At 36.3% G+C, this 14,991-nt stretch carries 10 protein-coding genes and 1 tRNA gene; 9 read left to right on the top strand and 2 right to left on the bottom strand.

From position 1 onward, the window contains the following. Positions 1 to 480 precede the first annotated feature (480 nt). Positions 481 to 729, top strand: coding sequence for a hypothetical protein (locus H6G25_RS01880; RefSeq protein WP_190391094.1), 249 nt, complete (start codon positions 481 to 483; stop codon positions 727 to 729). Between the two features lie 369 nt (positions 730 to 1,098). Continuing rightward, positions 1,099 to 2,748: a DUF1565 domain-containing protein gene (locus H6G25_RS01875; protein ID WP_190391040.1), complete on the top strand. Its 1,650-nt coding sequence runs from the start codon at positions 1,099 to 1,101 to the stop codon at positions 2,746 to 2,748. A gap of 52 nt (positions 2,749 to 2,800) precedes the next feature. Here the strand turns inward: H6G25_RS01875 and H6G25_RS01870 are convergent, their stop codons facing one another. Next, the gene (locus H6G25_RS01870; RefSeq protein ID WP_190391039.1) at positions 2,801 to 3,064 is read right to left on the bottom strand and encodes a DUF3493 domain-containing protein; all 264 of its coding nucleotides are present in this window, start codon (positions 3,062 to 3,064) and stop codon (positions 2,801 to 2,803) included. A gap of 33 nt (positions 3,065 to 3,097) precedes the next feature. Here H6G25_RS01870 and H6G25_RS01865 point away from each other — a divergent pair. The 5 genes from H6G25_RS01865 to H6G25_RS01840 all read left to right on the top strand — a co-directional run bounded on the left by H6G25_RS01865 (position 3,098) and on the right by H6G25_RS01840 (position 10,598). Next, positions 3,098 to 3,169 (top strand) — tRNA-Thr (locus H6G25_RS01865). Between the two features lie 694 nt (positions 3,170 to 3,863). Continuing rightward, complete coding sequence (locus H6G25_RS01855; RefSeq protein WP_190391037.1) at positions 3,864 to 4,739, top strand: transcription factor RcaD; 876 nt, start codon at positions 3,864 to 3,866, stop codon at positions 4,737 to 4,739. Positions 4,740 to 4,750: 11 nt separating this feature from the next. After that, complete coding sequence (locus tag H6G25_RS01850; protein ID WP_190391036.1) at positions 4,751 to 6,802, top strand: ATP-binding protein; 2,052 nt, start codon at positions 4,751 to 4,753, stop codon at positions 6,800 to 6,802. Between the two features lie 29 nt (positions 6,803 to 6,831). Then, a complete protein-coding gene (locus H6G25_RS01845; protein ID WP_190391035.1) occupies positions 6,832 to 9,378 on the top strand; it encodes a DNA translocase FtsK in 2,547 nt (848 codons plus the stop codon). Between the two features lie 335 nt (positions 9,379 to 9,713). Then, positions 9,714 to 10,598, top strand: a complete 885-nt coding sequence (locus H6G25_RS01840; RefSeq protein ID WP_190391034.1) for a ParA family protein — start codon at positions 9,714 to 9,716, stop codon at positions 10,596 to 10,598. A gap of 307 nt (positions 10,599 to 10,905) precedes the next feature. On the opposite strand, the gene galE is transcribed toward H6G25_RS01840, so the two are convergent. Continuing rightward, positions 10,906 to 11,904, bottom strand: a complete 999-nt coding sequence (gene galE, locus H6G25_RS01835) for a UDP-glucose 4-epimerase GalE (protein ID WP_190391033.1) — start codon at positions 11,902 to 11,904, stop codon at positions 10,906 to 10,908. Positions 11,905 to 12,591: 687 nt separating this feature from the next. Here galE and H6G25_RS01830 point away from each other — a divergent pair. Next, positions 12,592 to 13,377, top strand: coding sequence for an ATP-binding cassette domain-containing protein (locus tag H6G25_RS01830; protein WP_190391032.1), 786 nt, complete (start codon positions 12,592 to 12,594; stop codon positions 13,375 to 13,377). A gap of 26 nt (positions 13,378 to 13,403) precedes the next feature. Further along, complete coding sequence (locus H6G25_RS01825; protein ID WP_190391031.1) at positions 13,404 to 14,951, top strand: glycine betaine ABC transporter substrate-binding protein; 1,548 nt, start codon at positions 13,404 to 13,406, stop codon at positions 14,949 to 14,951. Positions 14,952 to 14,991: the final 40 nt, after the last annotated feature.

Genomic DNA, 14,991 nt, shown 5'->3' with positions numbered 1-14,991 from the left:
TCAAAATTCTCTTGTTCATTAAAAACAAGTTTTTTGCAAATTTTTAACGTTAAAAGTAAGTACAATTGCAATACCTCTCGTACTGCTAATTGTCTTGAGTGTCTAGTACAATACGGCGTAAATCTGATTACCATTAAAAGCTACGAAAATTTAATTGATTACAAGGCTTAAAAATGGTGTGTAAATTTACGCTGCTAGGTGCTGCTGGGATGTTTGTATTTACCTATCCCTTTTAAGCAAATCTTAAAGAATCCGTGTGTCTTCAGACCACAGAGTGTCAAAATAAATTCCGCTTTTAGTAATTAACGAGACAGAATTTGCAGGCATAAAACCATTATATTGGGAAAGATAAGCAAAATTTGATAATTTTAGGTCTGGGTGACTAGATTTACGTCTTTCCCTTTTATTTGGCAATAAATAGACGACTGAAATCCCAAATCTGAAATTTTCTGGGCCGCGAAAAATAAGGAATGAGAAATTATGACTCAATTTCCAACTTCTAGCGATTACGCGCATCAACAGGACAGCAAAGGCTATAGCAGTAGTGAGCCTAGAGATATCCAATTATCTACTAACAAACTACTCTGGCAGGAACTAAAATATGTTATATCTGCTAGTTCCGGTTTTAAACGGTGGCAACTAGAATGTAATGCTCAATTACAAAGTTTACGCCTAGATCAACAAGTGCAAATGTATTTACGAGAGACTTTAGACACTTTAGCTTATTAATCATTTGGCCAATACTTACCACCTGTTTTTAGCAGGAGACTTGAGGATAAGATTTCTTATCCTCAATTTTTATGTATATCCGGGAACAAGAAAGAGCAGATAAGAGTCAAAAACAGCAGAAACCGAAAATTTTTACCCCCAAAAAATTTTGATTTTCTGGCTGAAAAACTACCCAAAAATGCAACAATGGGGGGCAATAACCACTGAAGCATACGGGAGCGTTAAGTTCCGTGATTTTTTTTAATTATAATTCTAGCTAAAAAATTGCCAATCATCGGGTATAGTTTGTCTTATGTTGTTACAGAATTCAATCTGTCACCTGAGACTCTTGTGAAAGTACCATTATTAAACACACAATTCAGTAAGAAAATGAAAAATCAGGGTTTCCACATTCCTAGTTTATCCTTGCAAGCCAGCCTTACAGCTTTGTTATTAATTGCTGGTAATTCTACTCTGGTATCTAATCAAGTTAAGGCTAGTCCTAACCCAATTTTAACAGCCCAAGCCCCGGCTACAGCCACCGTCATTTACGTTAACTCAGCTACAGGACAAGATATCGCTGGCGCTGGAACCGCAGCAGCGCCTTATAAAACAATTACCTTTGCTCTGTCCAAGGCTCAACCCGGAACAGTAGTTCAAGTTGCCCCCGGTACTTATAGTAAAGATACTGGGGAAACATTTCCCCTTGTCCTCAACTCAGGCGTGACACTTCAAGGTAATGAAACTAACAAAGGTCAAGGTATCTTAATCAATGGTGGTGGTTTTTACACCAGTCGCACTTGGGCTAAACAGGATATTACACTGTTAGCTAACGATAATACTATCATTAGAGGGTTAACTTTTACCAATCCCAATTCACGGGGAAGTGCTGTATGGGTAGAATCAAGTAACCCTGTTATCAAAAACAGTACCTTTACTAACAGCAATAGAGATGGGATTTATCTTACTGGTAATGCTAATCCCCAAATTGAAAGTAATATCTTTCTGAAAAACGGGGGTCAGGGCATTTCCGTAACTAAATCAGCACAAGGTTCGATTCGTGGTAACTTATTTCAGGATACTGGTTTCGGTGTAGCAATTGGCGGTAGTTCCACACCCCTGTTAGAGGCTAACAACATTACTCAAAATAAGAGTGGTTTGTATATTTCGGAAACGGCAAAACCTATACTCCGTAAAAACGCAATTCGCAATAATATACAGGATGGTATAGTCGCTACCATTAATGCCTCCCCTGACCTCGGTACTAGCAGCAATCCTGGTGGTAATCTCATCCGTGATAACGCTCGTTATGATCTGAACAATTCCACTAAAGGCAAGATTACGGCCATTGGTAACGATATTAACCAGAAGAAGATATCCGGTTCTGTTGATTTTATTGCTGCTACGGTGACTACACCTCCCGATAACAATAACAATACCGGAAATACTGGTAAAGTGGCGTTTAAAGATGTGCAAACAGGTTATTGGGCAAAAGCTTACATCGAAGCTTTAGCTTCTCAAGGTATTATCGCTGGTTTTCCAGATGGCAATTTTAAACCCAATGAACCCGTCACTCGCGCCCAATTCGCTGCCATTATCAACAAAGCCTTTAAACCCTCAGCTACACGCAATGCCATTACCTTTAAAGATGTAAAAAGTAATTATTGGGGTTATGGTGCTATTCAAGCCGCTTCTAGTAGTCCATTCCTGACCGGCTATCCTGACCTAACCTTTAAACCAGAACAACAAATTCAAAGAGTCCAGGCAATAGTGGCTTTAGCAAATGGTTTGGGTTTAACTGCCAGTAATCAGAATGCAATCAAATTCTACACTGATGCTAGTCAAATTCCCAGTTATGCAGCAGGTCCTGTGGCCGCAGCAACTTCACGGCAATTAGTCATTAACTATCCAAACGTGAAAGAGCTTGCCCCTAAGCGTCAAGCAACTAGAGCCGAAATTGCGGCCTTTGTCTATCAAGCCTTGGTTAATGCTGGTCGTGTTCAACCTATTGCTTCTCAGTATATTGTAACTACTAAGTAGTTAAGGAGAGGTGCAGAGGAGAAATATTATTTTGTCTTCTGCCTCTTGTCTGTCATTTACGCCTTTTATTTTCCCATTTCCAGAAAAACACCATTAACCCAATTACTCCTAGCTGGATTGCGAAATTTGGCAGGGCTTGTTCAATATCGCGCCCGGCTAGGAGTTGGAAAAAGAAAACAAATGCACCAATAAAACCCGAAGCGCCCACGCTGATATAGATAAATTGCCTTAACCCCCGGTAGGGTGCGGCTACTTCGGCTTTTAAACGCTCATATTGTTGAGGTTTGAGATTATTTGGAGAATTTGGTTCTATCATCAATAAATTATGTTATGATGTTTGACTGTGTACGCCGATGTGGCTCAGGGGTAGAGCAACTGATTCGTAATCAGTAGGTCGTGGGTTCAAATCCCATCATCGGCTTTTAGTAATATATACATTCGCACATTCGTGAGGGTAGCGATCGCATTTTTTTAGGAATTACGCAGGGGTCACGGAATAACTAACCACTCCAGGCACAGAGAACACAGAGAAATGAGGGTTTGAGGAATATTTTGCGTAAGTCCTGTCTATTTTAGTTCCTGTCTTTGGTATGATGTCTATTTTTTAAATTGTCATGTTTTATTTGCAGTTCGTACCATTCATTTAAACAGTATTCTGACCAACAAAAACAATATTCATTCCAACAAAAATCACATAATTCTTTTTGTTTGATTTGATCTTTATTTACTGGTTTTTGCAGTAGATAATTGCGCGGACAATGGCTGTAATTATTCATGATTTTACCTGGTATATGGGGTAATATTTCTGGATGATCTGGTTATCTAAAAGATGATACATATAAATCTCGCTTTTTGGTGGAAATTATTTACTATCTGTATAAAATATTTTTAGAAAAATATATTTTTTCATCCTCATACCTACGTATAAATAAGATCGCAGCTAAGGACTTGAGGATACAGAGGAAACGAGAAAACAGGAGTTTGGGAGATTGCGCGTTAGTTGCGAAGGTAGACTTCTCTTCAGGAAGTAATAAAAATTTGCAACATATAACCTATGAAAATCATACACATTGAGTTACTATGGGAGAGGTGTCAAATACAGCAAGATTACCCGCATGGATACAAATCAGTTAAAGTTTCTATTAATGCTGTTAGGATGTGCTAATTATCGTACTGGCTTGAGTTCTAACATTCTTGATGGTTTTAAAAGTGAAAAAAACAAAATTTGTCGAGATTTGGGAGAATTGGAATATGTGGACTATTCCCGTGAAGTTGCTACGGTGAAGATTTTACCTGCTGGTCAAGCACTATTGAAACTTGACTCTACACAGTTACCTATTGATAATCAAGAACTCAAGGTACTGGAGAAGATAAGTAAAAGTTCTGGAAAAATAGCCCCCAGTGAAATCAAAGTTTCAGGACTAAAATCTGATGAAAGAGATGTAATCTTAAAAACCTTGAGTGAACGGGGTTTGATTACTGCTGAAATTAAGATGAAAAGGGCTAAGGCTGAAGTTTGGTTAACAGAAAGAGGAATTGAGTTTTTGCGGGATGAATATGTTCCCAATAAAGGTAATAAGCCTGTTATTAGTTTAGATTTGCTGGGTAATTATGTGCAGTTTTTACGGAAGAATTTGCGAGTTAAGTCAGAAAAAGTTTCTACTTTAGTTTCTGATAATTCTGATAATGTGGAATCATATTCTGATATTAATAGCAATATTAGTGATGAAGAAATTTTAGAGACTATCAAGAAATTAGATCGGGAATTGGGGACAGAGAATTATTTACCAATTTTCCATTTACGACAAAAATTACAACCACCTTTATTACGAGATGATTTAGATCAGGCGTTGTATAGGTTGCAAAAGACTGATCAAATTGAACTGCGAGGGCTTATTCACGCTGAAGTATATACCCCAGATCAAGTTAACGCCGGAATTAGCCAGCGTTCAGGAAGTCCATTATTTTTCATTCAACTTACAGAGAATTAAAGAGCAAGCTTATGACATCTATTGATGAGATTATTCTCAGGAGTATTAACCCCTTTGGTAATATTAGGTCAGTCAACTTTTGGCATAAACAACAACCAGAACCTACGGTTGATTCTATCCATCAAGAAGCGATCACTAAAATTGAAACAACACTTGATCAAGTTGTTCAAGATCATAATACACGCACTATAATACTTGATGGTGATGCTGGTTGTGGCAAGACTTATTTATTGGGTAGACTCAAAAAGAAATTCAATCATAAGGCATTTTTTGTCTATATTCCGCCATTTACTGAAACTGATAGAATTTGGCGGCATATTTTGCGATATACGGTTGATAGTTTGGTACAAGTTCCAGAGGGACAAAAAGATTCTCAATTATTACTTTGGGTAGAAAATGTATTAACCTCTATCAAGGAACGCAGTGTTAAAGACAGTATTTTCAAAGATGATGTACTTGATTTGCTGCGAAATGAGCGGGGAAAATTTATTAATAAACTCAGGGATATCTACAAAAAAGCAGGTATCTCTATCTACAATGCGGATGTTTTTTTTGGTGTCCTGCATGATTTGACTGATACGGAACTCTATCCATTAGCTTGCGAGTGGTTACGAGGTGATGACTTAAGTGAAGATTCTCTAAAAACTTTAGGGATTAAAAAATCAATTGATACAGAAGAAGCTGCAAGAGAAAATCTAAGAAATTTTAGCAGAATTGCTGGTGATACTCAACCAATTGTCCTGTGTTTCGACCAATTAGAAAGTATTGCTCTTTTACCTGACGGAAGACAAAATTTACAAGCGTTATTCAACGTCAATACTATAATTAGTGGCGAAAATGGTAACTTTCTGATCATTATCAGCATAGGAACTAATACTTGGGAACAAAATAAATCTCGAATTGATCAAAGTCACAAAGATCGTATTGATGAAAGAATTTATTTAAAAAGTATTAGTTTGACCCAAGCTGAATCACTTTTATCATCTCGTCTTTATTCTCTACACCTTCAAGCACATTCTCAACCATCATCTCCTATTTACCCTTTAACTCGCCAATATCTAGAGGAAGAATTTCCAGGAGGAAAAACTAAACCTAGAGAGATAATAATATTTGGGAAAGATGTAATTCAACAATATAAGGAATGGTTGGTTGGTGGTAGTAAAGGTGAGTTTAAACCTGACTTAAGTGTAAAAAAAGATGACCCTTCAGAATTACTTGCAGCTTTTAAATTGAAATGGCTCAATGAATTTAATAAAGTTCAGCACCAAATTACTAAAATTCGCCATTTTTCTGCACCGGATTTAATTAAGATGCTGCAAGATGTTTTAGAAACTTTGCACGTAGAGGGAGTTAAATATCCACTGTTTACAGGTACAAAATATGCTAGTTATTCACTAGAATATAAATTGTCAGATAAATCTAGACTTTTAGGAGTTGTCTGGACAGAAGATGGTAGTATGACTACTTTTTTTCATGTTATGGAAGCGTGCAAAAAAGCAGCTAAAGAAGATTCAACCTTAACCCTATACCTCATTCGTGCAGAAGTATTAGGTAATACCAAGAACAAAGGCTATCAAAGCTATACAAAGTTTTTTACAGGTTCTCCCCATCGTCACATCACCCCACATATTAATTCTGTTCATTACTTGGTTACATATCACAACTTAGTAAAAGATGCTCGTGAGGGAGACTTGGTAATAGGAAGTAAAAACCTCAACTTCAAGAGTTTACAAGAACTAATTCGTGAGTCTAAAATCTTAGAAGGTTGTTCTCTATTACAAGATTTGGGAATCTTTAAAAAGATTAAACCTATAATAATCACACCGCCACCAAAAGTAATAGAATTAACAGAATGTAAAGATTACTTATTCGATCTAGTTAAAACTCAACATTTTTTAGGAAAACCAACTTTAATTGACAATGCTATTAGCAACTTTCCTACAGTTAACGAAGATCAAATTAATGTATTGATTCAACAACTATGTGAGGAAAATAAAATTCAAATTCTTGACCCCAAAGCCAAGCCAGAAGCTCAATTAATTTGTTTAGTTCCTCACAAGTAATCTATCCAGCACATTTTTTATATCAGCCAATGCACTACCTGACAGAAGCTTCTGAAATTTACCAGCAAATTTTCCAACTGTCCCTATATAAAACCCTATGGATAGATACGGAAATTGCTGATTGGTATACCGATAAACCAAAATTAGCACTAATTCAGGTATTAGCTGATTATACAGATTTAACTGGTGAATCTGCTTACATTTTTGATGTTTTAGATAAGCCTGATTTGGCTGTATATTTCATTAACCAAATTATGGTTAATTCCAAAATTGAGAAAGTTTTTCATAATGCTGGTTTTGATTTAAAATATTTAGGGAAGGAACTAGCACAAAATGTCACTTGTACTTTAAAAATAGCGAGAAAAATCACTAAAGAAGTTTTACAAACTACCAACTTAAAACTAAAAACTCTAGCTGCTGAACTCTGTCAATTTTCTCATGTAGACGCAGAAGAAGGAACAAGTGATTGGGGAAAACGTCCCCTGACTCAAAAACAGTTAAACTATGCAGCTATGGATACTGTTTATCTCGCTGCTGTTCATTATCGCTTGCTTGAAATATCCAATCCTGATGTTATCAGTCGTGTATTTAATATGGTAGATCACAAATCTGAAAATTCCTCTTTAACTCCCACTAAAGTTAGATTAGCTTTTGAATGTCCTCGACTATTTTATCTCAATCACCATTTTAATTGTAAAGCAATATTCTCTCCTAAAGATACTCTTGGGGGTGTTGGTAATGTTTTTCATAAATTAGCAGATGATTTTATTAATTTACTGCTGATTGAACCCAGATTTAAAAGTTTATTTAATCCATCTACAACAGAATTAAATGTAGATCAAATTACATCGGAAATTCAACAATTATTCTATCAAATTAAGTTCTTTCCCTATTTACAAAATACAATTGTACAAGACGGAAGTAAAGCACCTATATTATTACAAGTTTGGCAAGGTTTACAAGGATTAATTAAAAAGTTTACTGAATTGTTGATCATCAATCGTCGTTATTGCAGTGCGGAAACAGTTATTCAAAATACTTTTATTTCTGGAGAACACAATTTAGAATATTACTTTGATTTACCTAATGGCACAAAACAATTAATTAGAGGTGAGTTTGATTGTCTGGTTTTTAATTTTGAACTTAAACGTCTTTGTATGGTAGAATTTAAAACCTATCAACCTGTAGATTCAGCAGCACAATTAGCGCAAGTTTCTCTCTATAGTTATATGTTATCGAAGCAGAAAAAAACACCTGTTGATTCTGCTGTTTATTGTGTTTTACCAGAATTTAAAGAGTACAAATATTCTTGGGAACAGTTAGAAAATACGGTTCATCAATTAATTCCCTATAAACTATTACAAATGCAAAACTGGTTAAGTTGGGAATCTCCCAATCCTAACCCACCACCGGCGACAACTCAACCTCATTTATGTGAAATTTGTCCCCAACAACAAAAATGTCAAACTTTTTTTGATGTTGAATCTAATCATGATCAAAATTCAGATACAGAACCTCCTAAGCCAGATCCATCTATTAATGCTGATAAAATAGGCGAAGATCTAGTTAATACTTTGCAATCTTTTGGTATTGGTGTTGAGTATCATGGTGCTGCGGTAAGTCCAGCATTTATCAGAGTCAAACTTAAACCAAATTCGGGTGTAAAAGTAAATTCAATTCTCAAATTATCCGCTGATTTACAAGTACAATTAGGCTTAAATTATCCGCCTTTAATTGCACCTCAAGCTGGTTATGTTAGTGTTGATTTACCGCGTCAAGATAGACAAATTGCTAAGTTTGAAGATTTTATTCAAAAGCAATTTTTACCCCCAACAGCACCCGTAAAAATTGCCATTGGGGTGAGTATTGATGGTAAATTGTTAGAGGCTGATTTATCAGATCCAAATACCTGTCATTTTTTGGTGGGAGGAACAACAGGAAGCGGAAAAAGTGAATTTTTGCGATCGCTTCTTCTCAGTTTAATCTATCGTCATTCTCCCCAACATTTAAAAATTGCTTTAGTTGATCCTAAGCGGGTAACATTTCCCGAATTTGAACAAATGTCATGGTTATATGCACCAGTTGTCAAAGATAGCGATCGCGCTGTAGAATTAATGGAAGAACTAGTTGCAGAAATGGAATCTCGTTATCAAAAATTTGAAAAAGCTAAATGTGCAGATTTAACAGTTTATAATCAACGTTCCTCCCAAATTTTACCGCGCATTGTTTGTATTTTTGATGAATATGCTGATTTTATGGCAGAAAAAGAGGTTCGCACCATATTAGAACAAAGTATCAAACGTTTAGGCGCAATGGCAAGAGCCGCAGGTATTCATCTAATTATTTCTACCCAACGTCCAGAAGCGAGTATTGTCACCCCAATTATCCGTTCTAACCTACCTGGAAGGGTCGCACTCAGCACTAAAAGTGAAGCTGATTCAAAAATCATCTTAGGTGGAACATCAACCGTAGCAGCTTATCTGATAGGCAAAGGTGATTTAGTTTACCAAGTTGGTTCGCACTTGCAACGTCTTCAGAGTTTATTAGCACAAAGTATTCAGCTACCATTAGTTTAGCCAAATACAGGGGTTTCCGCTCTTATGAGGTACATCCTAAGCCCCCTCCTCGCACCCCCCTCAATCCCCCCGCAGCGGGGGGAAGAAAAGGATAAACTTTTGATATTGGAGGGGGTTGGGGGTGGGGTTCTTGTACCTCATAACATCGGGAAGTGCTGTAAATAACCTAGTAGAGACGTTCCATGGAACGTCTCTACTATTTTTGTCGGAGATGTCTATTAGAAATCATTTGATACTTTTCCACATTCCCCTAAAAGAGTAAACTAACCAAAGTTAAAATCTATTAGATAATATGAACGCTATCTAAATGGGAAAGCGTCAGTAGAGGAAATAAAATGGGACATATAATCGCAACAGCAAATATGAAAGGTGGAGTCGGTAAAACCACTATTACAGTCAATATAGCTACTTGTTTAGCGAAAAATTACGGAAAAAAAGTCCTAGTTTTAGATTTAGATAGTCAAATTAGTGCCACACTGAGTTTAATGTCACCAGTAGAATTTGCCAAACGTCGTAAACAAAGAAAGACATTGAGATATTTGCTAGATCAAATTATCAACCCCGAACCAGAGGCAAAATTTACCATTCATGACATTATTCAACCGCAAGTTTGTAATCTTCCTGGATTAAATTTATTACCGGGAGATATAGATTTATATGATGAATTTGTGGTTTCAGAAATGCTGCATAATCAATCTGTAGCATTGGGTGAACAGGACTTTGAAACTATCTGGAATCGCTTTGAAAGAGTCTTAATTAGAGATATCTTAAAACCTGTGCGCGATGAATATGATTTTATTCTTTTAGATTGCGCTCCCGGTTATAATCTCATGACTCGTAGTGCTTTAGCTACAAGTGATTTCTACATTCTCCCAGCTAGACCAGAACCCTTATCTGTAGTAGGAATCCAACTTTTAGAAAGACGCATTTCTCAATTAAAAGATAGTCATGAACAGGAAGCAAAAATAGATATTAAGATATTGGGAATAGTCTTTAGTATGTCCAGTGTAAATATCCTGAATAGCAAATATTATAAACAGGTAATGCACCGAGTCATCGAAGATTTTGGAGTAGATAAAATCTGTAAAGCCCAAATACCAGTTGATGTCAATGTTGCCAAAGCCGTTGATAGTTTCATGCCAGTTTGTTTACTCAATCCCAATACAGCCGGTTCTAAGGCATTTATGCAATTAACTCGGGAATTATTGCAGAAGTTTTAAATTAAAGTTCATAGTTGCTTTATATCCAGGACTTACGCAAAATATCTCTCAAACCCTCTTTTCTTCGTTCTCTTCGTTCCTTCGTGGTTCATTATTCCGTGACTTGTGCGTAAGTCCTAATATCATAAAATTGCAACTACGAAACTAATCTTTGAAACGATCTCAGAGGATGTTTTAAAAGTGCCTCATGGTGTATCAAATATTTTCAATCAAATATTTTCAGATCCTCTTAAATCCCCTTTTATAAAGGGGATTTTGACCCTAATTTACCCTTAACAAGCAAGGGCTTGTTGCGTTATTTATGGCATTATTTATGCCTTTTTTGATGCCATTGCCAAGCGTGAGAGACAATATCTTTAATGTCTGGATATTGAGGTTGCCAATTCAAGATTTTTCGCGCTTTTTCACTTGTACCAATTAATGCTGGAGGATCTCCGGCACGGCGATCGCATTCCTTGACTGATATTAGCATACCTGTAACATCTTCCGCCGCAGAAATTACTTCTCGGACTGAGAAACCGTTACCATTCCCTAAGTTAAAAACTTCGCTTTCACCGCCATTTAATAAATATTCCAAGCCCAAAATATGAGCATCTGCCAAATCATTTACATGAATATAATCCCGAATACAAGTACCATCAGGAGTAGGATAATTAGTACCAAAAATGCTAATGGCTTCTCGTTTACCTAATGCTGTTTGCAACACTAAAGGTATTAAATGAGTTTCGGGATTATGATCTTCTCCTAATAAGCCCTCGGGGTTTGCACCAGCAGCATTAAAATAGCGGAAACACACTGATTTAAAATTATATGCGACATCAAAATCAGTTAATATCTTTTCTACTATTAATTTAGTTGTACCATAGGGATTAATGGGATTTTGGGGATGATCTTCCGTCAGGGGAATAAAATTCGGTATACCATAGGTGGCACAAGTGGAAGAAAAGACAAAATTCTTCATAGAAGCTGCTAACATTGACTCTAATAATGTCAATGTTCCTAAAACATTATTACGGTAATATTTAGCTGGATCTGTTACGGATTCACCTACATAAGCATAGGCGGAAAAGTGCATAACTGCGGCAAAATTATGACTCTGAAAAAGATTATCTAACAAAGTGCGATCGCTTGTATCTCCTTCTATCAATTCTACTTGTAACACCTGTTCCACCAAATCCCGATGTCCATAGACCAGATTATCAAGTATTACCACCTCATAACCGGCTCGCTTGAGGGCTAACACCGTATGAGAACCAATATATCCTGCTCCCCCTGTCACCAAAATACTAGGTTTTCTCGTTGACATAGTTTCTCCTTGATGATTTATTTTCTTAATCTAATTTAGCGTCAGTTTATTGAAAATAAATCCTAAACAATCCGCAATATTAGTTGAAGCCAGACGCAAGCCGGGTTAAAATCATAAGCAATGTCTAACACTCAAACTGATCGCTTTTTTGTTTCGCGCCAAGATGTAAAAAGCAAAGACGCAAAGAAGTTTATTAATAAATGTTTACAGCAATTATAAATCGCTACCACACAAACAAAGTCCACCCAGGTGGACTAAGGAAAAATCAAGGGTTTTACCTGTGTAGACGCGGTTTATAAGCACCAGGAGAGAATAAAATTTAACTTCTCAGACATCCTCTTAGAGGATGTTTTAAAAGTTTTTAATGTGTAAACAGACCCCTCTCCAAACCTCTCCCCTGGTAGGGGAGAGGCTTTAAAAACCCCATTCCCTACAAGGGAATGGGGGGAGGGGGGTTAGGTTTTTGGAGATTATGGGTTTCATATAATACTTCTCAGACATCCTCTTAGAAAATTATCCATTTATGGGTCGATCTGGAAGAGTGAAAAGTACAAAATAACTAATAATTTCCAATTCAGGATATATTATTATTTAATTTACCGAATCCAAGAAGATTCAGTAAAAATTCTCCGAGTTCTTCACAATTCAAAACATTATCTAAATTAAATTCTTTTTTTTCTAAACCTTATGCCTCCAACATCAGAAATTGCAGTTGACTTTCAAGATGTCAGTTTTCAAATAAATGGCCGTTACCTATTATCTCACTTGAATCTTACTATTTATCAAGGGGAAGCTCTAGTTTTATTAGGGCGTAGTGGTAGCGGAAAAACCACCACGTTAAAATTAATTAATCATCTGCTTGTTCCCACCCAAGGACAGATTTTTGTCAGAGATCCTAGTGGCGAAGATATGTATTATTCTACAATTAAATGGGATGCAATTAAATTGCGACGACGTATCGGTTATGTCATTCAAGATATTGGTTTATTTCCCCATTTTAGTGTTAGAGAAAATATCGGACTTGTCCCCTCTTTAGAAAAGTGGACACCACAACGAATTGAGGAACGAGTCTATCAAATGTTAAAATTAGTTGATTTGGAGCCGGAAATATTCGCTCACCGCTATCCTCATCAACTCTCTGGTGGACAACGTCAGCGCGTCGGGGTAGCCAGAGCATTAGCCGCAGATCCGCCTATATTATTAATGGATGAGCCTTTTGGCGCACTTGATCCCATTACTCGTTTAGAATTACAACAACAATTCCAGCATTTACAAAAGCAGTTAGGAAAAACCGTAATTTTTGTCACCCACGACATTCAAGAAGCTTTTTTTCTAGCAAATCGCATTGGGTTAATGTGTGCAGGAAATTTAGTTTTTTTAGGAACGAAAGAGGAATTACTCCAATCTGAACATCCAGAAGCAAGAGCTTTTATTGCTTGTTTGAATGCTTGGGAAAATGGGGAAACAATTTAAATTTTACTAAATTTTAGGAGCTAATTTTGCTTTTTAATCAATATTTTCCAGAAATCCTCCTCCGCAGTGGTGAACATTTGGTATTAGTGGCGATCGCCATGGCAATATCTATCTCTATTGGTATTCCTTTAGGTATTCTCATTACTCGTAAACCAAAACTGGCTGGACTAGTTTTAGGTTTATCTAGCGCTATTCAAACTATTCCTAGTTTAGCTATTTTTGGTTTTCTAATTTCCGTGCCATTTGTAGGGGGAATTGGTAAAAATCCCGCGATTTTCGCCTTAACTCTCTATGCTTTGCTGCCGTTAATTCGTAATACTTATATTGGCATTAATGGGGTTGATCCAGCGATTCGAGAAGCCGGAAAAGGCATGGGAATGACAGATTGGCAATTGCTATTTCAAGTAGAAATTCCCCTGGCTTCTGGGGTAATTATAGCAGGAATTAGAGTAGCCACAGTGATATGTGTAGGTATTGCTACCATTGGGGCGGCTATTGGAGGAGGTGGGTTAGGAGTATTTATTTTTCGGGGAATTTCTATAGTTAACAATGAATTGATTCTCGCTGGAGCAATACCTGCTACTATAATTGCCTTAAGTGCAGATTTAGGTTTAGGATGGTTAGAAAAAAGACTGATAACACAAGCAGAAAAAAAGTTTAAATTTAATATTAAAATTAATCGCAGAATTGCAGTTATATCGGGAATATTAATATTACTAATTTCGGGATTAATCGCTTTTAACTATCAACAAAAACCTGCAACAATCACCATTGGTTCAAAAAATTTCACAGAACAATTTATTTTAGGAGAATTACTAGCGCAACAAATTGAATCCCAAACCAAATTAAAAGTTAATAGAAGTTTTAATTTAGGGGGAACTTTTATTGCCCATAAAGCTGTACAATCAGGGCAAATTGCTGGCTATGTAGAATATACAGGAACAGCATTAACAGCAATATTGAAAGATAAACCTAACAGTAATCCTCAATTTGTTTATGAGAAAGTCAAGCAAGAATATGAACATAAATTTAAATTAGCAGCCATGCAGCCCTTGGGATTTAATAATACCTTTGCTATGATTATCCGGGCTGAAGATGCTAAACGGTTACAAATTAAAACTCTTTCCCAAGCGGCTAAATACAGTCCCCAATGGCAAGCAGGATTTGGCTATGAATTTTTAGAACGTCAAGATGGTTATCGAGGTTTAGCTAAAACTTACGGCTTCAAGTTGACTAAACCTCCTCAAGCGATGGAATTAGGATTAATGTATCAAGCTTTAGCCGAAAAAAAAGTAGATTTGATAGCTGCAAATTCAACAGATGGATTAATTCCAGTTTTAAAATTGGTAATTTTGGAAGATGATAAAAAATATTTCCCTCCTTATGAAGCTGTACCTATTTTTAATCAGGAAATTCTGCAAAAATATCCAGAATTAAAAGAAGTTATTAATCGTTTAGCTGGTTTAATTTCCGAAGAAGAAATGCAAAAGATGAATTATCAAGTGGATAATCAATCTCGTCCTGTTGAAGAAGTTGTTAAGGAATTTATCAAAACCAAACCTAAACTGGATTAATCCTATCACCATCAGCCTGTAGCTTGGGTTTCCTTCCTCA

The sequence above is a fragment of the Dolichospermum sp. FACHB-1091 genome (assembly GCF_014697585.1).
Taxonomy (GTDB): domain Bacteria; phylum Cyanobacteriota; class Cyanobacteriia; order Cyanobacteriales; family Nostocaceae; genus Dolichospermum.
The sequence above is the reverse complement of the archived record's forward strand: the minus strand, read 5'-3'. Positions and strand labels throughout refer to the sequence as shown.

Bases quoted from the DNA above. Each gene is read 5' to 3' on its own strand.
- H6G25_RS01880 (WP_190391094.1), top strand. From the start codon at position 481: ATGACTCAATTTCCAACTTCTAGCGATTACGCGCATCAACAGGACAGC.
- H6G25_RS01875 (WP_190391040.1), top strand. From the start codon at position 1,099: ATGAAAAATCAGGGTTTCCACATTCCTAGTTTATCCTTGCAAGCCAGC.
- H6G25_RS01870 (WP_190391039.1), bottom strand. From the start codon at position 3,064: ATGATAGAACCAAATTCTCCAAATAATCTCAAACCTCAACAATATGAG.
- H6G25_RS01855 (WP_190391037.1), top strand. From the start codon at position 3,864: ATGGATACAAATCAGTTAAAGTTTCTATTAATGCTGTTAGGATGTGCT.
- H6G25_RS01850 (WP_190391036.1), top strand. From the start codon at position 4,751: ATGACATCTATTGATGAGATTATTCTCAGGAGTATTAACCCCTTTGGT.
- H6G25_RS01845 (WP_190391035.1), top strand. From the start codon at position 6,832: ATGCACTACCTGACAGAAGCTTCTGAAATTTACCAGCAAATTTTCCAA.
- H6G25_RS01840 (WP_190391034.1), top strand. From the start codon at position 9,714: ATGGGACATATAATCGCAACAGCAAATATGAAAGGTGGAGTCGGTAAA.
- galE (WP_190391033.1), bottom strand. From the start codon at position 11,904: ATGTCAACGAGAAAACCTAGTATTTTGGTGACAGGGGGAGCAGGATAT.
- H6G25_RS01830 (WP_190391032.1), top strand. From the start codon at position 12,592: ATGCCTCCAACATCAGAAATTGCAGTTGACTTTCAAGATGTCAGTTTT.